This is a genomic window from Ensifer sp. GW101-20A05 (assembly GCF_059424735.1).
The window spans coordinates 150,714-177,444 of sequence record NZ_JBWKZT010000008.1; the positions used below are offsets into that span (position 1 = coordinate 150,714).

At 59.2% G+C, this 26,731-nt stretch carries 21 protein-coding genes and 3 pseudogenes; 7 read left to right on the forward strand and 17 right to left on the reverse strand.

All coding sequences use genetic code 11. From position 1 onward, the window contains the following. Window positions 1-24 precede the first annotated feature (24 nt). The 4 genes from AC070A_RS20605 to AC070A_RS20620 are packed head-to-tail and all read left to right on the forward strand — an operon-like array spanning window position 25 to window position 6,339. Entirely contained in the window at window positions 25-1,113 is a 1,089-nt protein-coding gene (locus tag AC070A_RS20605) for a GNAT family N-acetyltransferase (protein WP_492384248.1), read from the forward strand. Further along, window positions 1,103-1,945: a glycoside hydrolase family 16 protein gene (locus AC070A_RS20610; protein ID WP_492384421.1), complete on the forward strand. Its 843-nt coding sequence runs from the start codon at window positions 1,103-1,105 to the stop codon at window positions 1,943-1,945. Before AC070A_RS20605 ends, AC070A_RS20610 begins: the two co-directional genes overlap by 11 nt. Further along, a complete protein-coding gene (locus AC070A_RS20615) occupies window positions 1,945-4,470 on the forward strand; it encodes a phosphotransferase (protein WP_492384249.1) in 2,526 nt (841 codons plus the stop codon). Before AC070A_RS20610 ends, AC070A_RS20615 begins: the two co-directional genes overlap by 1 nt. A gap of 6 nt (window positions 4,471-4,476) precedes the next feature. Then, window positions 4,477-6,339, forward strand: coding sequence for a hypothetical protein (locus AC070A_RS20620; protein WP_492384250.1), 1,863 nt, complete (start codon window positions 4,477-4,479; stop codon window positions 6,337-6,339). Window positions 6,340-6,414: 75 nt separating this feature from the next. Here the strand turns inward: AC070A_RS20620 and AC070A_RS20625 are convergent, their stop codons facing one another. Beyond that, the gene (locus AC070A_RS20625; protein ID WP_492384251.1) at window positions 6,415-7,338 is read right to left on the reverse strand and encodes an NAD-dependent epimerase/dehydratase family protein; all 924 of its coding nucleotides are present in this window, start codon (window positions 7,336-7,338) and stop codon (window positions 6,415-6,417) included. Between the two features lie 560 nt (window positions 7,339-7,898). On the opposite strand from AC070A_RS20625, the gene AC070A_RS20630 reads away from it, so the two are divergent. Both AC070A_RS20630 and AC070A_RS20635 read left to right on the forward strand, forming a co-directional pair. After that, window positions 7,899-8,891, forward strand: coding sequence for a GNAT family N-acetyltransferase (locus AC070A_RS20630; RefSeq protein WP_218373931.1), 993 nt, complete (start codon window positions 7,899-7,901; stop codon window positions 8,889-8,891). Then, window positions 8,887-9,006: pseudogene (locus AC070A_RS20635) on the forward strand (RidA family protein); the annotation flags it as partial. The gene AC070A_RS20630 and the pseudogene AC070A_RS20635, both read left to right, overlap by 5 nt. 160 nt (window positions 9,007-9,166) lie before the next feature. Here AC070A_RS20635 and AC070A_RS20640 read toward each other — a convergent pair. The 7 genes from AC070A_RS20640 to AC070A_RS20670 form a co-directional block, all read right to left on the reverse strand. After that, window positions 9,167-9,790: a dual specificity protein phosphatase family protein gene (locus AC070A_RS20640; RefSeq protein ID WP_492384252.1), complete on the reverse strand. Its 624-nt coding sequence runs from the start codon at window positions 9,788-9,790 to the stop codon at window positions 9,167-9,169. Window positions 9,791-9,807: 17 nt separating this feature from the next. Then, complete coding sequence (locus AC070A_RS20645) at window positions 9,808-10,695, reverse strand: inositol monophosphatase family protein (RefSeq protein WP_492384253.1); 888 nt, start codon at window positions 10,693-10,695, stop codon at window positions 9,808-9,810. A gap of 70 nt (window positions 10,696-10,765) precedes the next feature. Next, entirely contained in the window at window positions 10,766-11,863 is a 1,098-nt protein-coding gene (locus AC070A_RS20650; protein ID WP_492384422.1) for an ABC transporter substrate-binding protein, read from the reverse strand. 69 nt (window positions 11,864-11,932) lie between these two features. Next, window positions 11,933-13,012 carry an ABC transporter substrate-binding protein gene (locus AC070A_RS20655; RefSeq protein WP_492384423.1) on the reverse strand — a complete coding sequence of 360 codons (1,080 nt, stop codon included), beginning with the start codon at window positions 13,010-13,012 and terminating at the stop codon, window positions 11,933-11,935. An 85-nt stretch (window positions 13,013-13,097) separates the two neighbouring features. Then, window positions 13,098-14,234 (reverse strand): ABC transporter substrate-binding protein, encoded by a 1,137-nt coding sequence (locus AC070A_RS20660; RefSeq protein ID WP_113476381.1) that lies wholly within the window; start codon window positions 14,232-14,234, stop codon window positions 13,098-13,100. Between the two features lie 54 nt (window positions 14,235-14,288). After that, complete coding sequence (locus AC070A_RS20665; RefSeq protein WP_492384254.1) at window positions 14,289-15,419, reverse strand: ABC transporter ATP-binding protein; 1,131 nt, start codon at window positions 15,417-15,419, stop codon at window positions 14,289-14,291. Then, window positions 15,419-17,269 (reverse strand): ABC transporter permease, encoded by a 1,851-nt coding sequence (locus tag AC070A_RS20670; RefSeq protein WP_492384255.1) that lies wholly within the window; start codon window positions 17,267-17,269, stop codon window positions 15,419-15,421. The genes AC070A_RS20665 and AC070A_RS20670 overlap by 1 nt, the downstream gene beginning before the upstream one ends. Before the next feature lie 597 nt (window positions 17,270-17,866). Between AC070A_RS20670 and AC070A_RS20675 the strand changes: the two genes are divergently transcribed. Beyond that, window positions 17,867-18,856 (forward strand): LacI family DNA-binding transcriptional regulator, encoded by a 990-nt coding sequence (locus AC070A_RS20675; protein ID WP_492384256.1) that lies wholly within the window; start codon window positions 17,867-17,869, stop codon window positions 18,854-18,856. 9 nt (window positions 18,857-18,865) lie between these two features. On the opposite strand, the pseudogene AC070A_RS20680 reads toward AC070A_RS20675, so the two are convergent. The 9 genes and pseudogenes from AC070A_RS20680 to AC070A_RS20720 form a co-directional block, all read right to left on the reverse strand. Continuing rightward, window positions 18,866-19,288, reverse strand: a pseudogene (locus AC070A_RS20680) (PhoU domain-containing protein); the annotation flags it as partial. 92 nt (window positions 19,289-19,380) lie between these two features. Further along, window positions 19,381-19,725 (reverse strand): hypothetical protein, encoded by a 345-nt coding sequence (locus tag AC070A_RS20685; protein WP_492384257.1) that lies wholly within the window; start codon window positions 19,723-19,725, stop codon window positions 19,381-19,383. Window positions 19,726-19,758: 33 nt separating this feature from the next. Further along, entirely contained in the window at window positions 19,759-20,991 is a 1,233-nt protein-coding gene (locus AC070A_RS20690; protein ID WP_492384258.1) for a Fic family protein, read from the reverse strand. Window positions 20,992-21,510: 519 nt separating this feature from the next. Further along, window positions 21,511-22,542 (reverse strand): annotated as a pseudogene (locus tag AC070A_RS20695) (Na/Pi cotransporter family protein); the annotation flags it as partial. Between the two features lie 22 nt (window positions 22,543-22,564). Further along, the gene (locus AC070A_RS20700) at window positions 22,565-22,858 is read right to left on the reverse strand and encodes a MurR/RpiR family transcriptional regulator (RefSeq protein WP_492384259.1); all 294 of its coding nucleotides are present in this window, start codon (window positions 22,856-22,858) and stop codon (window positions 22,565-22,567) included. Window positions 22,859-22,860: 2 nt separating this feature from the next. Then, complete coding sequence (locus AC070A_RS20705; protein ID WP_492384260.1) at window positions 22,861-24,561, reverse strand: metallophosphoesterase family protein; 1,701 nt, start codon at window positions 24,559-24,561, stop codon at window positions 22,861-22,863. After that, window positions 24,554-25,174: a dual specificity protein phosphatase family protein gene (locus AC070A_RS20710; RefSeq protein ID WP_492384261.1), complete on the reverse strand. Its 621-nt coding sequence runs from the start codon at window positions 25,172-25,174 to the stop codon at window positions 24,554-24,556. Before AC070A_RS20710 ends, AC070A_RS20705 begins: the two co-directional genes overlap by 8 nt. Window positions 25,175-25,235: 61 nt before the next feature. After that, the gene (locus tag AC070A_RS20715; RefSeq protein WP_492384262.1) at window positions 25,236-26,075 is read right to left on the reverse strand and encodes an inositol monophosphatase family protein; all 840 of its coding nucleotides are present in this window, start codon (window positions 26,073-26,075) and stop codon (window positions 25,236-25,238) included. Window positions 26,076-26,160: 85 nt separating this feature from the next. Next, window positions 26,161-26,637: an Lrp/AsnC family transcriptional regulator gene (locus AC070A_RS20720; protein ID WP_112946915.1), complete on the reverse strand. Its 477-nt coding sequence runs from the start codon at window positions 26,635-26,637 to the stop codon at window positions 26,161-26,163. Window positions 26,638-26,731 lie beyond the last annotated feature (94 nt).

Here is a 26,731-nt window from a genome sequence, read left to right on the forward strand (position 1 = left end):
TGAGGGAAGCGCTGGATCGGCTGTATGAGTTTGGAGACGGCATCAACGCAACCGATCGGCCCTAACGCCTTTGGTCACCTCATCCAATCAAGTGGGCCGGCCTCAGATGCCGTTTGGCTTGACCTCAATCAAAATGACCGGACCGCGCTCGTCAGCCAATCGCACCAATGGGCACAAGCCGTCACTGCCAGCGGCAACTACCAATGCAGCCCGCAGTACTTCCATTTCGCCGACGGTTCCCAAGCGGTATTGCCCCTATTTACCAAGGGTGTCGCCTCATTGCGTTACGCCTGGTCGCCACCGCCGGCCTGGGGGTTCGGTGGCCTGCTTTCTGACGAGGGAATTTCGCCTGACAAGTTGCGTTGCGTTCTCGCTCATCTTGAGACGTTGCCCTATGTCGGACTTAAAATCCGACCAAACCCTCTTTTAGCGAATATCTGGGCTGAGGCTGTCCGCCCTGGCTGGGCGACCATTCCCCGTCTGGCGCATGTCGTTGACTTGGCCGGAGGGATTAAGGTTGTACGGGCGCGCTTTCGCTCTAATGCTGGAACTAACATCCGACGCGCCCAAAAATGTGGCGTTGAGGTGGAAGCAGGTAACAGCGCTCGACTGATCGATGAGTTTCACAGCCTGCTCGAACTTTCGTTGTTGCGTTGGGCGCGCAAGCAGCATGAACCTGCTGTACTTGCACGCTTCCGTGGGTTGCGCCGTGATCCACGGTCAAAGTTCGCCGAAATGGCGAGCCATCTCGGCGAGGCTTTTCGGCTCTATGTGGCGCGCATCAACGGCCGGCCCGTTGCGGCAATTTTAGTGCTCATGCATCATCAAGCCCATTACACGCGCGGCGCGATCGATGAGGAGCTCGCGGGCGAAAGCCGCGCCACATACCTGCTTCAAGCCCGGGCAATCGAAGATGCCTGCCGGCTCGGCAGTACACATTATCATATGGGCGAGACTGGGAATTCCGCTTCGCTCGCCCAATTCAAATCTCGATTCGGCGCGGTCGCCATCCCCTATGCGGAATACCGCTATGAGCGACTTCCCCTCGCAAGCCTCGACAGTTTCGCCCGAAGTACAGTCAAACGCGTGGTGGGGTTTCGTGATGCATCTTAGGCAATCGATCACCATCACCGCCATACTCCTGTCTCTCTGTCTCGCAACATCGGCGGCACGTGCGGACGGACCGGTTCCGATCGCTGCCAAAGGTTCGTGGCGGCTGATCTTTGAAGATAACTTCGACGGACCCGACCTTAACCGGGAAAAGTGGACCACATGTTATTGGTGGAACAAGGACGGCTGTACCAATCTCGGCAATGCCGAATTGCAATGGTACCGACCAGAAAACGTCACTATGTCCGAAGGACTTTTGCGGCTCACTGCTCGACGACAAAAGGCCAAGGGCATCGAAGACCGGACTTTCGACTACACTTCCGGCATCGTCACCACGGGGCGCGACTACGACGAACTGCCTCGTCCCTCGCGTGTTCGGTTCCGTTACGGCCACGTTGAAGTCAAGGCAAAAGTTCCTGCGGGCACGGGGCTCTGGGCCGCGATATGGCTTCTGCCGGAGACACGCAAATCCCGTCCGGAAATCGATATTATGGAGGTTCTTGGCGATTCATCCTCCACGTTGCGAATGCACTATCATTACCTTGACGCGGCCTCTGAGAAGAAGAGCGTCGGGAAGGACGTCGAGACATCAGACTTGACGGCGAACTGGCACGTCTACAGTCTGACCTGGGACGCGGACAAGATCATTTGGTACCTCGACGGCAAGGAGGTCTGGCGACACGCGGACGTCCCGACGATATCGAGTGAAGAGATGTACCTGCTCCTCAATCTGGCTGTTGGCGGTGAGTGGGCGGGGGCTCCATCGAAGACTACGAAATTTCCCTCCGCATACCTCGTCGACTACGTACGTATCTGGCAGCGGGACGACGGCTGATGTTGCAGCGTAACAACCACGACCACGTCAACTTCATGGCCCGAGTCTCGCGGGCCTATCCAGCGTTGGCTGCGCTTGCCCACTCGTCACTCCTAAAAAACGGCTACGCGCTAATCGCGAGCGCCGGGCTCACTTCGGTGCTCGGACTCGCCTTCTGGGGCCTGGCTTCCCGCTTTTACTCCCCCGAACAAGTCGGGCTTGGGGCGGCACTCATCTCTACCATGCTGGCGCTTGGAAACATCTCGCAGCTCAACATGGGCAACTTTCTGAACCGCTATCTACCTGCGACCGCGAAGGAGGGCGTCCGACGTCTTGTGCTTTGGGCCTATGCATTAGCCGCCATTGCGGCGGCTTTTCTTTCCACGCTCGCCATCATTTTCATCTCCCGTATCACACCCGAATTGGGTTTCCTGCGAGAGCAGCCCATCTCAGCCGCAGCATTCGTGGTCGCAACAGTCGCCTGGACCCTCTTTGCCCTACAGGATAGCGTGTTAGCGGGTTTGCGGCGCGCGACAGTCGTGCCCATTGAAAACGCCATATTCGCCGTTGCCAAGCTTTTGTTGCTTACACTGTTTGCAGGCTCCTCCATTCTCGGTGCTGGCCTCTATGCGGCGTGGATCTTGCCGCTGCCACTCTTGTTGGCCGGCATTAATTGGCTGATTTTTATCCGTTTTCTTCCGAAATACCGCATCAACGGCGACACCCAGAGAGCTGACCGCAGGGCGCTCACTCGATATTTTGGGTGGGACTACCTGGGTACGCTCGCCTCAATGACGGCAATGGGCATCGCGCCTCTCGTCGTCCTGCATTATGGCGGCTCGGCCAATCTGGCTGTCTATTATATCAGCTGGGAAATCGTCTACGGGGTCTATTTGATCAGCCGTTCGATGGGCGTCTCCCTGTTGGCAGAAATCGCGTTCGATACGTCGAAATTGCATCGGCTCGCCGTAGATGCCTTGCTCTACACGATCGCGCCATTGGCAGCTGTTGTGTTGGTGTTGATCATAGGCGCGCCACTTTTGTTGACGGTGCTCGGTATCGATGTCTCGTTTACAAATTCGACGCTGCTGCGCCTACTCGCTATATCCTGCCTGCCTTGGAGCCTCGTCACGCTCGTTCTCGCCGTCCACCGTGCGACGGGTCGGACACAAGTCGTTGCACTGGCACAAGTCGTAACGTTAGTCGTGGTGCTTGGTCTTGGCACTCCGCTTGTCGCAGCCTATGGCGCTCTAGGGATGGCGGCCGCGTGGCTGATCGCCCACAGCTTAACGGCGGTCGGCCTGTTAGGCGACCTGTCGCGCCGTCTCGGACCGTCCGGTCGGATCGATCTTACATTGCGTTTGTTATCGTCGCTGGCGCGGATCTGGAGCAATGTCGCACCGCGGCGGCATTCAGCGCCGCCACTCGAGGCGTCAATTGCGAGCTTCTGTGCCGCCACCGGGCTTGCCATGCCAGCTGTGCAGTCCGTGCGGGAATTTTACCGTGAAAGCGACGTACGAACAGGCATGTTCCGGACGGATGACGCTGCGAACGAACTCCTCGTCTTCAAGGCATCGACCTCGCCAGAGGGTCATCGAGCAGTTACCCGCCACATCGAACGCAGCCGTGAGCTCGCCACCAATCCCGCGTTCCGACACCTTGATTTTGCGGTTTCAACGATTATCGCGAGTTCTGTTGACCCAACAGGAGCGAAGCTCGCGGAGCGCGCGTTGCCAGGTGCCGACGGTCGTTCGGTTTTTGCCAAGTCTGAACAGTACCCTTCCGCACTCGCCCAAGCGATAAACGCCATCCACATAATGCACTCGCGCACAGGAACCAAAGGGGTAATCAACCAGGATTGGCTGGAAAGCTGGCTCTATTATGGATCCGATATTGTATGCGCATCGCAATCGCATTTGCTCGGCCCGGCGTCGCGCGCAGAGGCACTTGCTGTCTTTCAGGCGCAGCAACGCGAGTTCTGGAGCGGTCGTTCGTTGTCTCTCAGTCTCGGCCATGGGGATTTCGCCCCCGGAAACTTGCTTTTCACGTCCGGTCCAGATGAAGCTGATGTCCGCTTGAGTGCAATTATTGACTGGGAGACGGCCACCCAGGATACCCCGCCCGGCCTTGATGTCATCTTCCTGTTGCTGACCGCGCGCGCCTTGCGCAGCGGCGAAGACCTGGGTTTCGTTGTACGCCGTTTTTTGGAAGTGCCGCAATTGTCACCCGAGGAGATGAAGGCCATGGCACCAATGCGTGCCACACTTGAGGAGAGCTACGGTGCACTTACGGACCCCACCGTGTTGCGCGCGCTTTGCGGGTTGGCGTGGTGGCACCACATTGCGACCAATTTGACCAAATCGTCTTGTTTTGCTGATAAGGCGCTATGGCTGGCGGTCAACATCGACCTGGTCCTGGCCTGGTACGGCGGTAAGGTGAACGCGGCACCGCACCTACTTGCGATCGGCTGCCTCCGCAGACAAAAGCGCAAGACAAGCGCGACGTCGTCCTACCCCATTCCTGCCGGCTCCACGAAGAGGGGGTAACAGGTAATGACCGTTCTTGCCCGCGTCGAAGACATGCCATTGAACACAGGCGCTGACACAGTCTCCAAGCGATATGGCGTAGCCCTCGCCGCTATACTCTTCGCGACGCTCCTCCTTTGGGCGATATCGTTGCCTGCGATCGAGCCCGATCGGATGACCGACGTCGGCTTGGTTTCGGTTTTGCCCAGGAGCTTCTTTCTGTCACTGGCGTTGCTAGCAGCAGGTTTTGCCTGGCTGATATGTGCTGGGCGTACCGCTGGCCCCTTACCCGTCTTCTATCTGATCGCGCTCGTCATCGTCCTTCACGCGACCCCGCCGATCGTTTACGGAACATTGCGCTATTCCTGGGCCTGGAAGCACCTCGGCGTCGTCGACTACATCCAACGTTATGGAGCCGTTGACCGAAATGCATCTTTCCTCGCGGCCTATCACAATTGGCCCGGGCTGTTCGCGGCGACGGCTTGGTTGGCCGACCGCTTCGGCTTGAGATCGGTCGATCTCGCACCAATCGTAAGCTTCACCCCGCCGGTCCTCACGCTCGGGCTTGTCGGGGCGTTTCTGGGAATTGCCAAACGCCTGTCCGCAGATCGCCGCCTACAACTGACGGCCTGTTGGCTATTCGTGGTCGCCAACTGGGTCGGCCAGGACTATTTTTCGCCGCAAGGCGTTACATTTCTTTGTTACCTCATTCTCATAGGCCTATTTCTTGGCCCCTTGCGCAAACGCGAAACGACATGGGCGGCGCGACGACCTGGTTTTCTGTATGTGCTCGGCCCTGTCTCACGCCCCATCGGGCTACCTTCCTGGACGGGCAGCCGCCTTGTGCGTACCTTCTCCGCGTTGCTGGCGATGGTGCTCATTTGCGTGGTCGTGGTCACGCATCAGCTGACGCCTCTCATGATCATCCTCGCGGCGGTATCGCTGACCCTACTCGGATGGCTTTCGCCCGCCTATCTGGTGTTTGCTATCGTCGCTGAAATTGGATGGCTTCTCTGGCCAGCGGCCCCCTTTGTCTACGAGCAAATTTTGAGCGAACTGGCCAGCATGGGTACGCTGTCAGAAGCCACCAGCAAGCTCGCGAATGTGGCCGACGTGAGTGCCGAACGTGCATGGGTGGTTTTGTTCGGGCGCGCGCTTTCGGCAGGCGTCATAGTCCTTGCGCTCCTGGGCGGTTTGCGTCGGCTCTTAAATGGCCACTGGGACCTCACCGCCGCCGCACTCTTGCTCTCACCAATGCCGCTGATAGCGGTTGCGTATGGCGGAGAGTCGATATTTCGCGTTTACCTCTTTGCGTCGCCCTTCCTTGCCTTCTTCGCTGCCGCCGCGTTCTTTCCATCGACGCGGGCGGGAAAGCCGGCCTATGTCTTCCTGCCGCTTGCTATCGTGCTTCTTTTTTCGACTATCGGTTTCCTATTCGCAAACAATGGCAAGGACCGCGAATACCGCTTTGCGCAAGATGAGGTCGCGGTGGCCGAATGGCTCTATCGCACAGCTCCGGAGGGCACACTCCTCATCGAAGGTTCGCGTAGTTACCCGTCGCAGTTCATGAACTACGAGAATTTCTACTATTTGGCGATTTCGTTGGAAGCGAAGTCAACGCGAGAAGAAATTGCCGCCGACCCATCAGGTGTCTTTTTGCGGTGGATGGATAGTCCCCAATGGCGTGACGCCTACGTGATTCTCACGCGCAGCCAGAAAGCTTCTCTCGAAGCCAACGGGCAGTTGCGACCGGGCGGCTTCGACCACATCGAACGGGACCTGCTGACCTCGCCTCGCTTTAAGCTGGTGCGGGCATCGACCAATGCGAAAGTATTTCGCTTACTGCCCGCGACTGCGGACGGCAGCGCCCGCGACAATCGGTACCATTGAGCGGAGCTCAACCAAGTCGCATCGGAGCGCACATTGGTGTGGTCATGCGTGGGGGCCGCAACAAGGCCTTTCAGGCTATTGCCGCCCTTGCGTAAGCAACTGTGCCAGTCCAGTGCGAAGATCCGTGCGGCATCGATGGTCGAGCTCTGCCTGGAGCGCATGGGTGCACCCTTGAGAACGCCTGACTTCGCCGAGCAGTCCGTCCACGTAACTGATTGCACATTGAGACTTGGTTTCTTCGATCATGATCCGCGCGAGCTCATTGATCGATGTCTCGACACCGCTGCAAACATTTAAGATCCGAGCACCGTCCGGAATCCGCTCCGCTGATCGGATAAGCGCCTCGACGACATCGGCGACGTAAACGAAATCACGGGTCTGCTTGCCATCGCCGTAGATCACGATGTCCTCGTTGTTTCCCAGCCGCTGCGCAAATTTGGTGATCACGCCGGAATAGGGTGACTGCGGATCCTGGCCCGGTCCAAAGACGTTGAAGAAGCGAAGGCCCGTCGTCGAGAGACCATAGACTTCGTAGGCGGCTCGGGCGTGCAATTCGCACGAAAGCTTGTCGGCGCCGTAGGGCGAAAGCGGAACACACTTGCCTTCCTCCGAGAGCGGCAGGTTCTGGCTCGCGCCGTAAACGGCGGCTGAGGAGGCGTAGACTACTGTTCGCTTGGTGCCAGACTTCGCAATTTCCTCAACCAGATTTAGGAACCCGGTGATGTTGATTGCGTGAGAATGCGTCAGCTCTCGATTGCATTTTTCGACGGAAGCGACAGCGGCCAGGTGAATGCAGGCATCGACACCGGAAAGCGCACCGCGAACGACCTCTTTATCCAGAATAGAACCGTTTATGAACGTGGCTGCAGTCGGCACATTGTCACGCTTTCCTGAACTGAGGTCATCCAGCACCACAACCTCGCGGCCAGTTTCCAGCAATCGCCGCGCCAGATGCGCACCGATGAACCCTGCCCCCCCGGTAACCAAGATCGTTTTCAACCCGTTTCCCCCATGACATTTGGTCTCGGCGAAATTTGTCGCGGCAATTAGCCAACCAGAACGCGCAAATGAGTTGCGAACGAAACCAATACTTTGCTGTCTCTGCGCCACCACCGACGCTCTCAGCGTCTCTATTCAATCCTCTATTTTCGCTGCCCAGCAGTCAAGTCACCGATGCCCCCCATCCTTGCTACTCGCGTCCAGGTAGCGGGCGTCGAGAGAGGGTTCCGTTCCTGGTCGCAAACTAGATGTGGGTTTACTCTGTGCCGGGGGGCGCGCGAATGTAGTCTGTGCCCTCTTTCCTTAAATTAAAACATACGTAATATATATCACGCGGAAGTTTGTACTGCTGAAGTGAATTATGGGTTTTAGCTTCTTCGCGGACCGACGCTTAAGTATCCGATTTCACGCGATTTATTTGCATAAATGATTTTCTTGTTCTTGCGTGTCCACTCTTCTTGCGTATTGGGCCAATGCAACACACTTACGACAACCGGATCGCACCCACGATTTGCTATCGCGTCACAAGCCCCGCACCGCGTGACGCGTGGAGGCAATTGATGAACCATGATCCGGAGGCGATGCCGTATCAATCGCCGGAGTGGAACAATGCAATCTGCGCAGAGGGCAGACTCAGGGACATCAGCCGCTACTACCAGTTCGAAGACGGGTGCCAGATCCTAGTTCCGCTCGTGACCGTGGCGGCCATTGGTCCCGTGGACCTTGTTGCGGGGTCGTATCCCGATGGTTGCGGTATGGGCGGGGCTATCTGCTGCGAGAACACGACCAACCGCCACCTCAGGGAAGTCCTGAAGGATCTCATGGCTTTGCGTTTCCTCAGCATTCGGATCAGGCCCAACCCATTACAGGGAAAACGATGGTCCGAAGCGGCGGGCGGCCTGGGTCTGATGACGAAACCGCGACGCGCGCACGTTATCGATCTCAAGGATGGTTTCGATCACGTCTACAGCAAGCTCTTCACCAAGGCGACAAGGGTCAGTATCCGCAAGGCCGAAAGGGAGGCCGTCGTCGTCAAAAGCAGCAGCAGTGGTGAGCTGATCCCCCTCCTCCACAGCTTGCTTGAGAGGTCCGTCAAGAGGTGGGCTGAACAGCAAAACGAACCGCTCTGGCTTGCGAAGTTTCGCTTCGGGAGGCGAGATCCCATCAAAAAACTCTATCGGATTCAGGAGGCGCTCGGAGCATCCTGCAAGGTCTGGGCAGCGTGGGTGAATGAACAGCCGGTTGCGGCGTCCCTTGTCTTGATGGGGAAGAATGTGAACGACGCCCGGGGCGCAATCGATCGGGTTGCATTGGGTACGTCGCGCGCCAACGATCTCCTTCAAAAGCTCTCCATCGAAGATGCGTGCCGGGCGGGCTGCCGTTTCTATCACCTTGGCGAGAGCGGCAATTCGGCCTCACTTTCACATTTCAAGGAGCGCTTTGGCGCGACACACTACGACTACTCCGAGATATTCATCGAGCGATTCCCGATTTCCCGAGCCGAATACCTGCTTAAATCAGGCGTCAAGCGAGCGATCGGCTTCAAGGACTGAATCCACGGAAATGGATGCCAAATGGAACGCCCGGATGGCTCCCGCGGAGTTGCCCACCCGCGCAACTGTCGGCGTTGCCAATCTTGGCGGCGACACGCTGATCGAAGTCGTCGTCGGCGTTCAAGTGACGCCTCGGTCGAAACGGCACTCTACGGGGCCGCCGGTGTCCCGCAGAGTGCTCTACTTTCATTTGCACACACGCCACTTCGCAGGCCCCGATTTGTCAGCTTGCTCCCGGGCCTCGCGCGAGTGTCGGGGCCATCGTCATTGGCGTATCAGCAACCAATTGCGCGTGCCCATCCGGCCGCGCGCCGCGCCGCTTCCGTCAACACGGGCTTTGGTGCCTTGTACCATTCCTCTTCAGGAAGGTTGCGCCTATCGCGAACGAAGTCGATCGCGGCCTCCAGGGTTGGGAACTGCTCTGGTAGTGTAAGATGCAGAAACAGCGACACGACGGCTACGGACCGCGAACGGCCGCCGCGGCAATTGACGAGAACCCCACCGCGCTCGCGCCTTGGGTAGGACGGCTTTTCCGGCAGGATCTGCTCCAGCGCAGCGCGTAGGATATAGTACGCTGCCAACATCTGGGTATCCGGATTCCCGTCCCCGTCGATCAGCCCGACCTTGTAGTAACGGATCTCACCCGGACCATGGACACTGTTGCGATGGTCCGAGACGAGTTGCGGTTGGCGGACGAAATTGAAATCCAGGTTGACCGCGCAGTTGACGACGGCGGTAATACCATTGCTGCGCAGGAGATTGAGATCGCTCGCCCCCTCCTTGCCCGCGATGAAGATGTCGACACCATAGGCCGGATGCTTTGCGTATATGAGGCTGAGCTTTGGCAACACGCTGCTGGTCTTTTCGGTTGTCGGGGTGTCGGTCGCGCTAATTTGCATGATTTCCTCATAGGTAGTCATGGTGCCAGGACCTTGGCAATACGGCCATCAGAAATGGCCATGGCGACACGGTTCAAGGTCGGATATTCCGCGCCGGCGCCGTAGGCCACGTAACCGGGGCACAGATAATCGGCGGAACCGGCCGGCACCTTGCCGAGGGTCAGAGGCACATAGCGGCCGCCGGCGTTCTTCAGGATCAGCGTGGCGGCCGCCACGTCCCATGCATTGACGCCGAAGCCGGCGGCGGCATCGGCGAAGCCCGCGGCCACATGCGCGATGCTGAGCGCGGCGCTACCGGGCCTTCGCAACGTCGAGAAGGTCTCGACCAGATCGCCGAAACGGCGAAGCGCGACATCCTGCCCATCGAGGCGAAAGTCCCTGGAAACGGGATATCCTGTGATCAAGGTCGCACGGTTCTCATCGCTGACCGACTTTGAGACGATGACATGCCCATTCAAATAGGAGCGCTCGAGATCACTCGAGAAGAGCATGTCGGCGACCGGGTCGTAGACGATCCCTGCCACGACGGCCCCGGCCTCGACCGCAGCGATCGACACGCACCAGAAAGCAAGCCCTCTGGCGAAATTGGCCGTTCCGTCGATTGGGTCGACATACCACTGGATGTCACCCTTGCCGATCTGGCCTCCTTCCTCACCAAGCATGGCGGAGTTCGGTTCGTTCGCGAAGATGACGTTGCGGATCAACGCCTCGGCATTCCTGTCATGGATCGTCACGATATCGTGCAGGTCGCGCTTGTAATCCACCGCCATTTCGGCGCGAAAGGCGGCAATCAGCGACGGTCCGACGGCGCGGGCAGCGCCCTCGGCAATCTTCATCAGATGACGCGAGCGGCCAAGTCGGCCCGCATCGTCCGATCGGCTCTGGCTTGCCTGCGGATTGTCCATGCTCTCTTTCCGTTCTTTCAGAAACGACCGGCGCGACCCGCTTTCGTGAGGCCGCGCCGAGCCCAAGTTTCTATTTGCCGTAGTTTATTCGCCAGAAGTCCTGCCATTCCTCGCGCCGGTCGAAATCCTCAAGACCCGTTGCGGCATCGTAGGGGAACAGGCGGTCCGCCACTTCCATGATCCCCGACGGCTCGTCCGCCGGCATCTTGATATCGGAGTTGGTCGGCAGCTTGCCGTCCTTCATCTGCGGCGCAATCCCCTCTTCCGTCAGCACGTAATGGATGAAGAGCCTTGCGGCGTTCGGGCTTGCGGTCTTTGCCGCGACCAGGCCGAGCTTGGTGTAGGTCCAACCGACCCATGGCTGGAGTTCCGTACACAGCCCGAGCTTATAGCCCTTGCCTTCATTGTCGCGGAACTTGGCCGAACTCAGGAGCCCGAAGAAAGGCTCCTTCTGGCCGGCGGCGCCAACCGCTTCAGCCACCGGGTCGTCGCCATCCGTGACGAGCGGTCCGTTCTGGGCGAGCGCCTTGATCCATGCCGCCGCGGCGCTCTTTTCACCTGTCTCCAAGTCCCTGCCAAAGTGGAGCTTGTAGGCCTCCGCGACCTTGGCGTCGGCGTGTCTCTCCAACTGGTTGAACCAGTCGGTATAGGTACTCTTGGTCAGGGGATCGACGAGCGCGATCTTGCCTTTCCATTTCGCCTCCGTCAGTTCCCAAATGTTGCTGATGGGGCATTTGTCATAGGCCTCGGTGTTATAGGCCCAGACATTGGCATTGGTCGAAATCGCCAGAGGGTTCTGGAAGGCCGCCGGTATTTTTTCCTTCATATCACCGGGCAGATAGCTTTCGACAAAGCCCTGCGGCAGAAGCTGCGCCAGCGCGGCGGGTGCATCGGTGATCAGCGCGACATCGCCCTGGACATTGCCGGCCTGCGCCTCCCGGATGATCATCTCCAGCTGGCTGTTTGCCGAGACTTTCACGCCCGTTGCCTTGATCCCGTATTTGGCGGTGAAGGCCTCGGCCATTTCGACGATCTTGCCTGTACTGTCATAGACGTTGATCGGTTTTTCCTTCTTCGCAGCCTCGACCAACGCTTCGAGATCGAAGGCTTCTTCGGCGCGCGCCTCAACTGCGACAGCGGTCGCAAGGGCGGCAAACGCCACCCCCATTGCAAGAAACTTGCTGTTGCCTTTTTTCATGGTTTCCCCTCCCAAGGAGACCGTTTCAAATTCACGAAGCTACTTCTGGTAGTTGATCCGCCAGAGGTCTTGCCAGGTTTCGCGCTTCTGGAGATCGTCATCGGCCGTCGCGGCATCAAAGACCATCAGTTCACCGAGGTGTTTGGAGACGCCGGAAGGCTCGTCCGCAGGCAGGGCAATCGTCCTGTTGCCGGAGACCTTTCCGTCAACGGTCTGCGGCGCGATCCCCTCGGCGGTCATGAGATACCGAACAAAAAGCTTCGCCGCGTTCGGGCTCTTCGTCTGGGCGGCGATCAAGCCAAAGCCGGGATAAAGGAAGCCCGTGAACGGCTCGACTCCGGCACAAATACCGAGCTTCAGTCCCTTGGTGACATTCTCCCGGTACTTTGCAGTCGAGGTAATCGCAAAGAACGGCTCGGCCTGGCCGGGCGCACCTGCGGCCTCGGCCACGGTCGATGAATCGGCGAGCAGCGGGCCGTTTGCGGCGAATGCCTTGACCCAAGCGGCCGTTGCGCTCTCGCCTTGCGTATCGAGCGTCTTGCCGTAGTGCGCCTCATAGGCGCGCGCGACGTCGTTGTCGCGATGAGCAGCGATCTGATTGAACCAATCCGCATAGAGCGGCTTGTCGAACAGATCGAGCATCGCGACTTTCCCCTTCCATTCCGGCTCGGTCAGCTGCCAGATGTTGGTAATGGGGCATTTCTCGTACTTCTCCGTGTTGTAGGTCCACACGTGCGGATCGGAGACGACCACCAACGGGTTGCGCGACGTCTCGGCAATGTCACCCGCAAGATCGGGCGGCGTCCAGCTGGTAGCGATGCCTTCAGGCAGAATCTGCCCGACTGCGGAAGCAACATCCATGGCGAGGCTGACATCGCCGACGGCGTTGCCCGCCTGATGCTCGCGGATCATGAGTTCGACCTGTGTCGCCTCATTCACCTTCTTGCCATTTGCTTCAATTCCGTATTTTTCGGTGAAGTCTTTGACAGTATCGACGATTTTGCCGGTCACGGCATAGACTGTGATCGGCGGTTCTTTCTTTGCCGCCGCGATCGTCGCTTCAAGATCGAAGATTTCCTCGCCTTTGGCTGCGGAAGCGACGGATACAACGGCCGCCATACCCAAGGCGGTGACGGACACAACCGCTCCCAGCCGACGGGACCCCATGATTTGAGTGCTCATAAAACTATCCTCGGAGCTCGCTTCACTTCTGGTAGTTGATGCGCCAGAGGTCCTGCCAGGTTTCGCGCGCGTCCCAGTCGTCGAGGCTGGTCGACATCTCATAAGGCATGACCTGGTCGAGGACGGCGCCGATGCCGGACGGTTCGTCGGCAGGCAGCGAGACATCCTTGTTCGTCGACATCTTCCCGTCTTCGGCCTGCGGGGCGATGCCTTCGGCGGTCATCACATAGTGGATGAAGAGCTTCGAAGCATTCGGGCTGTTGGTGCCCTTGGTGATCAGCCCGACACCCGGATACATCCAACCGAGCCACGGCTTCAGGTCCTTGCAAAGCCCGAGCTTCATGCCCTTCTCGGCATTGTCACGGAACTTCGCGGAACTCATCAGTCCCATGAACGGCTGCGATTGACCGGGCGCCCCGACGGCGTCGGCAGCCGCCGCATCGGCATCGGTCAGGAGCGGAGCATTGGCGGCAAGCGCCTTCACCCAGGCGGCGGTTGCACTGCCGTCGTCGGTTTGGAGGTCCTTGGCATAGAGCTCCTTATAGGCGGCGGCAACCTTGTCGTCGCCGTGCTTGGCCATCTGGTTGAACCAGTCGACATAGGACGCCTTGCCGAGCGGGTCCTGCATCGCGACCTTGCCCTTCCACTCCGGTCCGGTCAGCTGCCAGATGTTCGTGACCGGACACTTGTCGAAGAGTTCGGTGTTGTAGGCCCAGACATTGGCGCTGGTGACCACGGTGAGCGGGTCGTGGTATTGCGCGGAAATCTTCGATGCGAGGTCCGGCGGCAGCCAGCTCTCGGCAAAGCCCTGCGGAATGAGCTGCGCCATCGCGGCCGGCGCGTCGCTGATGATCGAGACATCGCCCTGGATATTGTTGGCTCGGGCTTCGCGAATGATCATCTCGAGCTGTGCTGTCGCCTTGACCTTGGAACCCTCGGCGCCCACCCCGTATTTCTCGGCAAAGGCCTTGGCCATTTCGACGATCTTGCCGGTGCTGTCGTAGACCGTGATCGGCGGCTCCTTGCGCGCAGCCTCGATCAGCGCGTTGAGATCGAACGTCTCCTCCGCCAGCGCCGGGCCACCCAGTGTGACGATGGCCGATGCCAGCAACGCGCGTCTGATTGCCCGTCTTGTCCTGTCAGTCTTCCGAAATTGCATCGTCTGTTCCTCCCTCAGATTATGTTTCGGTCTGGTGTTCGGCGCCGAAGCGCCTCAGTTCAGCGTGCTCGCGCGCAGAAGCGCGTCCGCGTCGGCGATGCGCTGGCCGTCTTTGTCGAAGACGTGCAGCGCATCGGGTGGCGCAAAAAAATCGACCCTGGATCCGGTCTCGACGCGCGGGAGCGCATTGGTCGTCAGGAACAGCGTGTCGTTGTCGTTCCTGAGTTCAAGGATCCAGCTGCCGCCGGTCGGAAGGACGCCGGTCACCTTCATCTCACCTGTGAAGCTTCCGGCCGGAACATCCCCGTCCTTTGTCGCGTAGCCGATCGCTTCCGGCCGGATGCCGATAGAACCGACGCCGCGCAACGACGGATAGCGCTCGCCGAGATAGGCTGCGGCGGCCCGCGACATCGCCGATGCGGACGATCCGAAGGTCAGGATATTGATCGGCGGGCTGCCGACGAATTCTGCGACGAAGCGATTGGCGGGGCGGTCGTAGATATCGTTCGGCGTGCCCATCTGCTGCAACGTGCCTTCGTTCATGACGGCAATCGTGGTCGCCAGCGTCATTGCTTCCCATTGGTCGTGCGTCACGAAGACGATCGTCGTCTTGAATTCCTTGTGGATGCGCTTGAGCTCCGCCCGCATTTCGAGACGCAGCCGCGCATCGAGGTTGGAGAGCGGCTCGTCGAGCAGAAGCACGCCCGGATTGACCGCGAGCATCCGGGCAAGCGCCACACGCTGCTGCTGGCCGCCAGAAAGCTGCGAGGGGTAGCGGTCGCGATACTTGGCGATGTCGAGCGCTTGCATGACCTTCTCGACCCGCTGCTCGCGCTCTTCCTTCGGCAGCTTGCGCAGGCGCAGACCAAAATCGGTATTGCGTTCGATGGTCAGATGCGGCCACAGAGCGTAGCTCTGGAAAACAAGCCCCATCTCGCGCTTTTCCGGCGGTATGAACACACCTGCCCTGACCGAGTCCACCACCCGCTCGCCAATGCGGATTTCTCCATCGGAAAGGTTTTCGAGGCCGGCGATCATACGCAGCGTCGTGGTCTTGCCGCAACCGGACGGCCCGAGCAGGCACATGAACTCACCGTCGCGAATTTCGAGGTCGAGGTTCGAAACGGCATTGGCGGAATTCACGCCATAGTTCTTCTGAGCACCGCTGAGATTGATGGTGGGCATCAGCTTCCGAGTCCTTCTGCAAGGTTAGTCTTGGTCAGCTTCTGGGCTGCCAGGGTTCCGAGATAGGCGATGGCGGCGATGATCAGCACCACCGCGTTTGCCGCCTGGGTGTAGTGGTAGTCGACGAGCCTGAGCGAGTAGGTCGTCAGCACATCGGTGCTCGGCACGGCGAGGATGACGAAGAGGCTTAAGCCCTTGATGCCGGAGATGAACGGCAGCAACACGCCGGTGACGAGCGACCCCTTCTGGATCGGGATGACGATCGAGATCATCCGTCGGAACCAGCCGGCGCCAGCGATCTGGGCGGCCTCTTCGGGATCCTTGCCGAGTTGGGTCATGGCGGAAATACCGGCGCGCGAGGCATAGGGCATCTGGTCGGCAGTCAGCGCCAGGATCAGGATCGTGACCGTGCCGTAGAGAGCGGGCATTGGCCCGCGCGGCACGGCAAAGAGCGAGAGGTAGGCGGCGGCGAAGGCGATGCCGGGCACCAGATAGGGCAGGAAGGTCACTTGGCGCAGATAGACCGACAGCGCTTTGACCGGTGTGCGGATGACGACATAGCCGACGAGCAGGCCGAGGATGCCGGAGGTCAGCGAGGCAAGACCGACGATCATGAGCGTGTTCTTGGCGGCAGCCCAGAGGTCCGGGCTCAAGAGGATGCCTGTCTGCAGTGCCACGGTGTTGAGATCACGGCCGATCCAGTAGTCGAGCGTGAAGTTGTCGAGTGTAAACTGCGCCGGCAGCTTCATGATGGTGGACAGGAACAGGGTGAGCAGCGGCAACCCGACGCTCAGCAGGAAGATGAGCGCGGCGAAACCCGTCGCCGGCAGACGATACGTGCCAAGCCGGCTCTGGCGGTTCATCGAGCCCTTCGAGCCGACGGTGACAAACCGTCTGGCTTCGCGGACAAGCCGGGCGTCGATCATCAGGGTAATGATGCCGATCAGCATGATCGAGGCCGCGACAACACCGGCAACGCCCGTCTGCCGGGAGGCGATGCTGCGGAAGAGAGACGTCGAGAGCACTTCGAACTTGACCGGCAGGCCGAGGACATAGGGTACGCCGAACTCGCCGAGGCATTTGGCGAAGATCAGCACCATGGAGGACAGCAGCGCCGGGCGCATCAGCGGCAGGATGATCTGGATCGCCACCTGGTAACGCTTGGCTCCCAGGATGCGCGCGGAGTCTTCGAGCTGCGAGTCGAAACGGCGAAGAGCCGAACCAAACAGCAGGATGACGAACGGCGTATAGTGCAGCGCCAGGATAACGATGATCGGGAAGCGACCATAGGCGACCCAATCGGGCGGCGTCAGCCCCATCGCCTCGAACCACCCTGGTTGGCCGCCAACCGTCCTGTTCTTGAAGAGCGTCGTCCAGGCGAGCGCGAAGGTCCAGGCTGGCAGCATGTACGGCACTATGAGCGCGGTCGCGAACCAGCGGCGCCCAAACATATCTGTTCGGCTGATCAACCATGCGAGCACAGTCCCGATCAGTAGCGACAGGCTGATGGCCCCGAGGGCGACCGACAGGGTGTTCAGGAGGGGCCGCCAGAAGAGATCAACCGAAACAGGTGAAAGGAACGCACGATCAAGATAGTAGAGCGTCAGATCACCAAAATCCTTGCCCAGCCGCCGCTCGTGACCGAACTGAACCCGAACTGAATCCAAGACGATCGAAATAATTGGCACGACGATGAGATAGGTGAACAGGAGAGCTGTGAGGACGCCGATCAATGTCGTCGGCTCCCGGGAGGCGACCTTCATGCGATACCGCCAACGTTGCCAGGCCGTCGGCGCCGCTGCATCGACCGGCACCGCGGATGCCTTGGCTGTTTCTGTCAATAAGGTCATGTCACCTCCTTGGAACTCGACATGCGCATCGTGCCGCGGCGACTGACGCCGGACGGACCTTGAGGACTGCAAACGGGGAAACTGAAATGACGCGCCACCGGGTGGCGCCGACACAAGCAAGAAGCCGTACACAATCCCGAGTCCGTCGGGTCTATCGGGCATCCAATCCTCCCCGTTCGCAGACAGGCGCGAAAGGCCTGTCTGATGTCGGCATCGGCTCCTCAACCGCGCCGGCATCCTTACGAACATGAATGGAACAAAAATTCTAATTTAGCGCCATCCATGGAACGCATGATCCAATGGAGAGGGTCGCTTGTCAACAAAAAAATGCACACGTGAGCAATGATCTAATATCTTGTTTTATTTGATATTTTGTCGACCCAAGTGTATTGTTTTACGAACACGTGATCATTGGCGGTTCGGCGGTCTGTTCCGGAACCTCCAACGGTCAAGGATCCGGAGGTATCCGCGCGCGACTAAGGGTGATCGTCCGGACCGGCGGATGAAGTGTTCCGCGCGCTCGTTTGCACTTTTTCGTTGGAATGGGCCGGCTTTTGTGGCCCTGATGGGAACCGTCTGATTCTGCAGGGGAGAGGCATGGCAAGAGGCTTCGTGACGGCTGAGGAGGTTGCAAAACGCGCGGGCGTTTCGCGCTCCGCGGTATCGAGAACCTTCACGCCCGGAGCCAGCGTATCCCAGGCTGTGCGGCGCAAGGTTCTGAAGGCGGCCAGGGACCTCGGCTACCGGGTCAACCGTCTCGCACAAGGCTTGAACAACGACCGGTCCAACCTCATCGGCGTGGTCGGCGCCAATCTCAGTTCGCCCTTCCATGCGAAACAGCTCGATCTGCTCAGCATCGGCCTGCTGCGCCGCGGCTTGCAGTGCCTGCTGCTCAATGCGGCCGATGCTCGCAAGGATATCGCGCCGCTGATCGAGCTTTTGTTCGAGTTCCGGGCACAGGCGATCGTCGTCCTCTCGGGCGAACCCCCGGAATCGATCGTCGATCAGTGCATCGCCAACGGTGTCAGGCTGGTCCTCATCAACCAGAAACTCGATCGTACCGACACGAGCATGGTGCTGAGCGACGACAGCCGTGGCGCGGATCTTGCGGCTCTCCGCTTGATCGAAGCACGTTGCAAGAAAGTGGCGGTGATTTCGAGCGGCAGCCAGACGCCCGCCCAGGTTCGCCGCACCACGGCGTTCAAACAGAAGATGGCGACGGCCGGCGTCGAGGTTGTCGCCTGGTCGGGCGGCACGACCAGTTATGAGACCGGCTACCAGGCTGGCTGCGAAGTGCTCGTGGACGAAGCGATCGATGGCGCGTTCTGCGTCACCGATCTCTTGGCACTCGGCTTTCTTGATGCGGCGCGTACCGAAATGCATCGCCGCATCCCGGCCGATCTGTCCGTCGTCGGTTTCGACGACATCCCGCAGGCCGGCTGGAAGAGCTACGAACTGACTACCGTCGCCCAATCCTTCTCCGCGTTGACCGATCACGTGCTCGCGGCGCTCGAATCCGACGAGATGGAAACGCGGCTTCAAGTGGTTCCGGTTGCGATGGTCGAGCGCAAGACGGCAAGACGCTAGATCGCCTCTTCAGGAAACCGCCTGTCGGATACGGCTGTCGATCATCGGATGGGCGACCGAGGCGATGTGCGCATTGATGCGCTTCAGGTCGCGCAGCATGTCGAGATGCAGCGAACTGGTTTCGATGCTTTCGGCACGTCCGTCGCGCAACCGCTGCAGATGTCGTTCCGCCGATTGGCGCTCCAATCTGCGAACATCTTCTTTCGCTTCGACAAGGCGCCGCGCCATGGCGTTGTCGCGCGTGGCAAATACCGCCTGCGCCATGCGCAGGTTGTCGATCGTGACCGCGAACAGCCGCGATAGTTCTTCGTGGCCGTCGCGGGAAAAGGTCAGGCCTCGGGTGATCTTCTTTGCAAGTTCGGCCAGAAGACCCTTTTCGATGATGCCGATGTGCTCGAGATTAATGGCACAGTCGACGATATCAGCCGCTCGATGCAAAAGACCGCCTGCTGTCAGGAATGAGCCCCTACAAAGCCATTCAGAAACGATGGGTGGGGATCGTCGGGTTGGGAAACCTCCTCTACCTAGCGCTTAGGCCTTCGCCCTTCAAATCGTCGATTGTATTTGGCTACAAGCTCTGGCGCTGCATCGTAGACACGTAGTTTCAGCTCGCTTTTTTGATTTTCGGTCAACGTTCCGGGGCTAAAGGTAGAGAGGTCTTCGATAACCGCCGTTCGCGAATATCCATATTCCCCCATGGCTTCAGCGATAACGCGATCCTCGACGGCACGCCAATCAACTTCCATGCCATCGGATGTCGCCAGTTCTTCGGTGGCGATTCTTCCAAGAATGTATCTTGTCTCTGTCGACTGAAGGAGCATGGGAACGTAATCAATCCGCTTTTTGAATTCTGCATCTGGCGCAGCCATGAAATGCAATACTGCTGCGCTGGGCTTTTCAGCTTACCTGAGAAACGTTGGAATTTTCGGCTTTGGCGCCTCCACCTCAACATCCGCGAAGAGATTTGGGAAAAGTCGGTCTCGGTAGTCTAGCGGAAAAGCGATGCGCACAGGTGTTTTGGGCGAAGCAGACTTCAAGAATCCAATATCAAGCAACTCTTTGAGGGTATTGCGCGCAGTGCGTTCCGAGGTCCTCGTGACCAGGCTCATGTCGCCACGATCCATTGTTCCGTGCTTCAGGACAGCGGAAATCACATCAGGAGCCCTCTTGTCGTCTATTAGAGACTCAACCAGCTTCCGATAACGTCCTTCAAGTGTGTCAAAGGCGAAAACGGCGTTCGAGAACTTGATTTGGTCGAGCGCGACCGAAAGAAACCATTCGCAATAGTCCTGAAGCGCTTTCGTCGACAGATTGCCCCGGCCGTCTCTGTCGCTCATCCTTTGCTGGTCGGCGTGGTCCATCATGCTTTTGTATTCGGTTTTGTCTTTCAGGCCTCGGGCAAGTCCGCGAGAGATTGACCACAGGCCCTTTCCGCCTACCCCTGCGTTTTGGGCCATCGCGTGAGACATTAACCTGCTGACACGACCATTTCCGTCCGTGAAAGGATGGATGAAGTTCAGGCGGTGGTGAGCAGCTGCAATCGCGATAATCCTATTCGTGGCTCCAGTCTGTGCCGCCTTATAGCGTTTAGCAAAGTGTTCCATGAACGCGATGACGTACTGAGATGAAGGTGGCTGATGTCGTCCAACCGCCACGTCATCCACGCTTTTAGAACGGAATACGCCTGGTACAATCTCGGCTTTCGTCCCGTCAGGCCGCTCGACGAAACGGAACTCCGCTGGCATCTCGTCGTAGAAACGGCGATGGACCCAGGAAATGAACTCGGCTGATGTAGGTGGCGGCAATGCACCGCGATGGTTCAGGCGGTCAATTTCTCTCTGAACGATGACGTGAGCTTTGGCTTCTAACGCCAATGGCCTAGTAGCCTCTTCAAGCTCAGCACCAGCCAGTGCACGCTCGATGTCCTTGGGCCGCGTGTTGTGCCCCTCGATCAAGTTCGAGTAATAGCAATTTATCACGCGGACGAGGTCTGACAATTCGAAGGCAGCGTCGTTGTGCAAGCCCCGGCCCAAGTCAGACGCTGCCGCCTGAATCTCGACAACGAGATCAGAAAGGACGGACGGGATGCTATCTTCGAAAAAGGCAGGTTCAATGCGGGTCGGGAATTCTTCCATCTTTTGCCGATCTTATATTTCTTGAAAACTGATAATAATTAGTATCTTAGCGCGCTTAAATCAAGAAAATTGCCGATGTTGGTTGCCGATCTTTCATGGACGTCAAACAAGTTCTAAATTGCCGATATCGCTATCGTAAATTTCGTATTTAGATCAATCTGATACGGCCAATACGCGCACCTTTCTGCCGATGTTGGTTGCCGATCTTAGGTGTCCGAAAATTGATGCGAGCGCTCTCGTTGGGAAGAGCTTCAACATTCCAGTCGTGCGACCTCAGACATGCCCCTCTCCAACCGCCACGGGCGCGAAGAAAAAGTTGAAGCTAATCGGAGCTGTGAGCTCCGGCGACAGTAGCGAATGGCTAGTGAAATCAGGGACGTTTTGATGAACCGCTTCTGCCTGCCTCCCAAATCAGGGATGGCTGGTTCGCACCAAGGAAAGCAGGGTTGCGCTTCCGCTTGGCCGTGAACTTGATTCCGGATTAAAAGAAGTTCTTCCGCTCGAATGTGAAGCGCGAAACATGTCGCCGACGCCGAGGACCTCCCGGCTGGCTCCGGCAAGGGCCGCAACCAGCGTCTGCAGATCGACCCTGTTGCAGAAACAATGGGCCATTCTGGGCTTTCGCCAGATCCGGCAAAAGCCGCGCGGTCAGGCGGGCAAGCGGCCGGGCGAAGGGGGCAGCCAGGACCGCCAGCGCGAAATTGAGGCCGAGATGCGCGTCGACCGGTACGTTGTCATGCGACAGGGATAATAGTTCGAGCAATTGGCCGGAATAGCCAGCGGCAGCGCCAGAAGGCAACCGACTGCCCGGACAATCAGATTTCCAAGCGCGACACGCCGGGCGCTCGGCGCCGCATGCAAGGTGGCGAGAACCGGAGGCACGGCGCCGCCGAGATTGGCGCCGAGTACGAGTACGACGAGCAGACCCGTTGAAATTCCGCCGGAAGCAGCGAGCGAAAGGATCAGCACCACCACCGCAAGGCTCGATGAGGCAAGGACGGCGAGTGCCGCGGACATGATCAGCGCGACCGGCCAGGCATTGTCGAGCAGCGCGAGAAAGACCGAAAGCGCGGCCGATGCGTGCAGCGGCTCCGTCGCGCCGCCGATGAGATGCAGCGATAGCAACATCAGCCCAATGCCGACAAGGGCAGCGTCCGTACCTTTGCGTAGGTTCGAGCTTCCGCGCCCGACGACTACTCCCGACAGCAACAGGAGCGGCGAAAGCCAGCCAAGGCCCAATGCGACGATCCAGGCGGTCATCGCCGTTCCGACATTGGCGCCGAGCAGCACGACTTGCGCCATGCGCGGCAGGATCAGGTCGCGTTCGACGAAGGAAGCGACCATCAGGGCCGTAGCGGTGGAGCTCTGGAGAGCGATGGTTGCGATCAGGCCGGCGAAAAAGGAGCGGCAACCGCTGCGGGTACCGGCCGCCAGACCCGCCTTCAGGCGAGCACCGAAGGCGCGCTGCATGCCGTCACGCACCAGACCGAGACCGAACAGAAGCAGAGCCACGGCGCCGAAGAGATTGATGCTGACGATCGCCGAATCCACGGCTCCCTCCCCTTGAGCAGCCCTACTGCCGGCCCCGAAGCAATTCGGCCCGGAACAACTGCTGAAAGGCAGCGTAGTTTTCGAAGCCAAGATCGTTGACGAGGCGCATCACCGTCGTCGTCGAGACGCCGCTGCGCTCGGCCACTTCACGCGCGCTCGCAAAGGCAACGTCATAGGGATGGCCAAGTACGAACTTCGCCACCTCCAGCCGCCCGCCCTTCAACTGTCGTACACCGAGGCGACAGGACTCCCGCAGTTCGACAAAGGTCGCCGGAGGTGCAACCGAGGCGGCCGTGACCGACAGCTGGTGGACCATGTTCAGGCCGCCTCCACGTTGGAGGGCGTGCCCTCGATGTGGATGCGAAGACTGCCTGCTTCGGCACGATCAAGAAAGGCGTCAAACGCACCGAAGAAGATCGACAGGAAGCCGTCGGTCGAGCCGTCCCAGCCACCTTCCGCAGCACTACCGAACCGTGCAGCAAGCGCTCGATAGAGCCTGAGGCGCGTCGCGGGGATCTTGTCGAGCGCAAGCACGGCGGCCTGCCGCAGACAATACCAATCGGCGATCAATTCGAGCATATCGAGGCGAGCCAACTGACCGGCATCTTCGAGCGCGCACGCCGCGACCACATCTACTATCGTACCGGGACCACCGAGGCGTTCGCAGATACCTTCGACTGTGAGCCCGGAAATTTCGTCGACGACTTCCTTCGGCCATTCCTTGGGAAAGTAGCGATGCTGAACCAGGGCGCGTTTATGCGCTTTCAGGAACGATCCGTAGTCGGAGACGTCAAGGGCATTATCAGCTTCTTCGGTGAGGTGGACCATTTCACGCTTGTAGGCACACGAGATGCGCGGATCGACGGCGCTGGAGGACAGCTCGACGGTTTCGACCAGCAGGGCAGAGGCGGATGGCTCGACTATCTTGAAGGCTGGCGGAAAGGCCACCAGCGACGGCACGGCGATATTGGTGAGTGGACTTCCGTTCCACTCTCGGCGGGTGAGGCCCTCGACATGCAGATGCCCGCTGAAATGCACCGTCATCCCGGCGCCGATCAGCGCCTGCGCGACGGCCTCGCGTGGCGTCCTGCGGGCAATGTTTGTCTCGCCGAAGAGCACGCCCTCGGCACCCGTCGCCCCGTCAAAGGGATCGAGCACCGGATAGTGCGAAAAGGCGAGGAGCGTCTTTCCGAGCCTGCGGGCGCGTGCCGACACGTCGGCGATCCAATCGATGATGAACGGCTTCAGCTTCAAAAGCGCGTTCCAGCCGGCACCGGTACTATCGACGAAAGCCGCCTCTTCGCCTTCTCGGAACGTGCCGTCGCGCGGCTCGAATACATTGGCGTCGATCATCATCAGCCAGAGACCGGGCTCCGGCTCGACCAGATAGGAAGCGTCCATCAGCGCGTAGCGGTTTCTGCCATCAGGAGACGAAACGTCGTAGATGCGGTCTTCGACCTTGTCCGATGCGCCGAACGGCGTCTCCCAATGGATATCGTCGGACCTTCGGAAGTATCCGAATGCGGCCATAGGCGCGAGGCCCGTCGGGTACCCCTCGCAATACATGGACGGCGTCGTGTGGGTGCCGGGGCCGGCCTTCTCCTCATCGCTGGTGACGAGGACCCTCGCGTCATTCACATCGAGGAACTGCTTGGTGTGATGGCGGCCCTTGGGGCCGAAAATGTCGTGGTTGCCGGGGAGTGCGTAGAAGCGCATATCATTCTCGCGTTCATGCCGCTCCAGAATGGTGCGCAGGCGCTCTGCGGTTTGCCGCTGGCCGTCATCCGTGTAGTCGCCGAGAAGGACGACATGCCTGATGTCGCGCCGAAGCACCTCTGCAAGCGCCTCGTCCAATGCCTTCGCACTCTCGTTGAAAACGCGGGTGGATTCGCGCGTGTCGGCCCAGCTTCTGACGGCCAGCCTTTCGCCATCGACCTCGATGGCGGGAAATTCGAAGTTACCCTCAAGATCATGAAAGTGAGCATCGGCAATGACGGCGATCCGCGGCAAATCAGCCATTGGAATTGACCTGCGCACGCGATGTTTCGACGAGATCGATCCAGGCGGAGGCACGCCTTGCCGCTTCGTACAGCATGGGCTTCGGCGTCTCGAACCATTCGTCCGGCCTCAGTTCGCGGTGCTCCCGGATGTGGGCGACTGCGGCGTCCAGCGTTGGAAACAGATGCGGCTGTTGCTTGTGCAGAAAAAGCGCCACCAACGATACGGAGCGACTACGCCCGCCGCGGCAATTGACCAGAATGTTGCCGCCGTCGACGAAGGGGTAGGTTGAGCGTTTCGGCATCGTCTGGCGCAAAGCGCCATCGAGAATGTAGTAAGCGCCGAGCATCATCGTGTCCGGGCTCCCGTCGCCGTCAATCATGCCGAGCTTGTAGTAGCGTATGTCGGCGTAACCACTCGCACAGAGGTCATCGTTGACTGCAATTTCCTCTTCGCGCACCAGATTGATATCCAAGTTGACCGCGCAATTGACGACGATGGTAATCCCATGGCGTTTGAGCAGATCCATGTCGCGCGCGCCGTCGCTACCGCCGATATAGAGATAGGCGCTGAGCGGTCCGAGCCCCTTTGCGATCAGACTGATTGCGGCGCGCGCGTATACCGGTGCATTCATTGGTGTTTCCTTTTAGGGCGGCGAACGCGTCGTTCGGCCGGTGATCCCGCCATTCGTTGGCTCAGGCCGATTGAAGCGCAGCCGTCATTTCGCAGGCGCTGACCGGAATGCCCGAAGCCTCGCTCACACCAGCAGCGATGGCCGGCGTCGATGCAAGCACCGGCCCTCCCTCCTGAAGGCTGCCGATCTCCATGAAGGGGCACACGACACCGCCCGCTTCGGCCACGAGCAGGAGCCCGGCGAGACAATCCCATGAGTTCATATGCAATTCCACATAGGCGTCCGAGCGCCCGTCGGCAACATAGGCAAGCGCAAGTGCGCCCGACGCGCCGCGTCGGACATTGGCTCCTTTCGCGAGCATCCGCCGCATGGTTTCGAGGTAGGTCTCGTCCGGCACGCGGCGTGACCATCCCATTTCGATGGTGGCCGCATCGAATGCGACCGTCGACGAGATGCCGATGGGTTTTTCGTTCAATGTCGCTCCAGCCCCCCTTCGACAAAAATAGAGTTCGTCCTGAGCGGGATTATAGATGGCGCCGATCTCTGCCCTGCCCCGCTCCACATAGGTGATCGAGATGCAGAAATGCGGTATCCCGCGCGCAAAATTCGCAGTGCCATCCACCGGGTCGACGACCCACATGCGCTCGGCGATCAAGCCGCCGCCTTCCTCTCCCAGAAATGCATCGCCCGGGAAGTGTGTCGCAATCGCCTGACGGATGTGAGCCTCGGACGCAGCATCGGTCTCGGTCAGAAAGTCCTGAGGACCCTTCAACGAGAAGCCGCGCCTGAAACTCTCCTTGAAACCGGCGAGCACCAGCTCGCCAGCGGATCGAATGACGTCCCGACATAACGACGCTCGCCCTGCGAGATCATTCGAATAGCGCGGATTTTGATCGTTCATCAGTGGGACTCCATTGCACACGCGTGCACATTTGCACGCGTGTGCACGGCGCGCAAGCAGAATCTGCGCCGCCGCCTCGTCGTCTCTACGGCCGCATGGGGCGCTTAGTATTGGTTCGCGTCGCGAGCACGTTACGGATCGCAAAACTCGAATGTATTCGCGAAACACCGGGAAGAGCTGAAAGGATTTCCTTGTGAATGCGCTCGAACTCGCCGGCATTGGCGACTTCGACGCGCAATAGATAATCCGATCCGCCGGTCATCAGGAAACACTCCTTTATTTCGGGGTGCCTGCGTATCGCGGCCTCGAAGCGATCGAGATAATCCTCTGTCTGGCGATCAAGCGTGATGTTGATGATCACCGCAATGGTGGCCTCGACGTTAGATGTGTCTACCAGCGCGGTGTAGCCACGGATAACTCCGGCCTGCTCCATCAGTTTTATGCGCCTGAGGCAGGCCGATGGCGAAAGGCCGACTTCGGCGGCAAGGCTCGCATTGCTGCGTCGGGCATCGAGACGAAGCAGACGAAGAATGTTGCGGTCTATCGCATCAAGTGCGGCCATTGCAGATTATTCCAATTCATTATCGTTTCTTTCAATGAACATGATTTCACGCAACGATCAATCATTCTTTCCTTGGCAATTTCACGATCGTTTC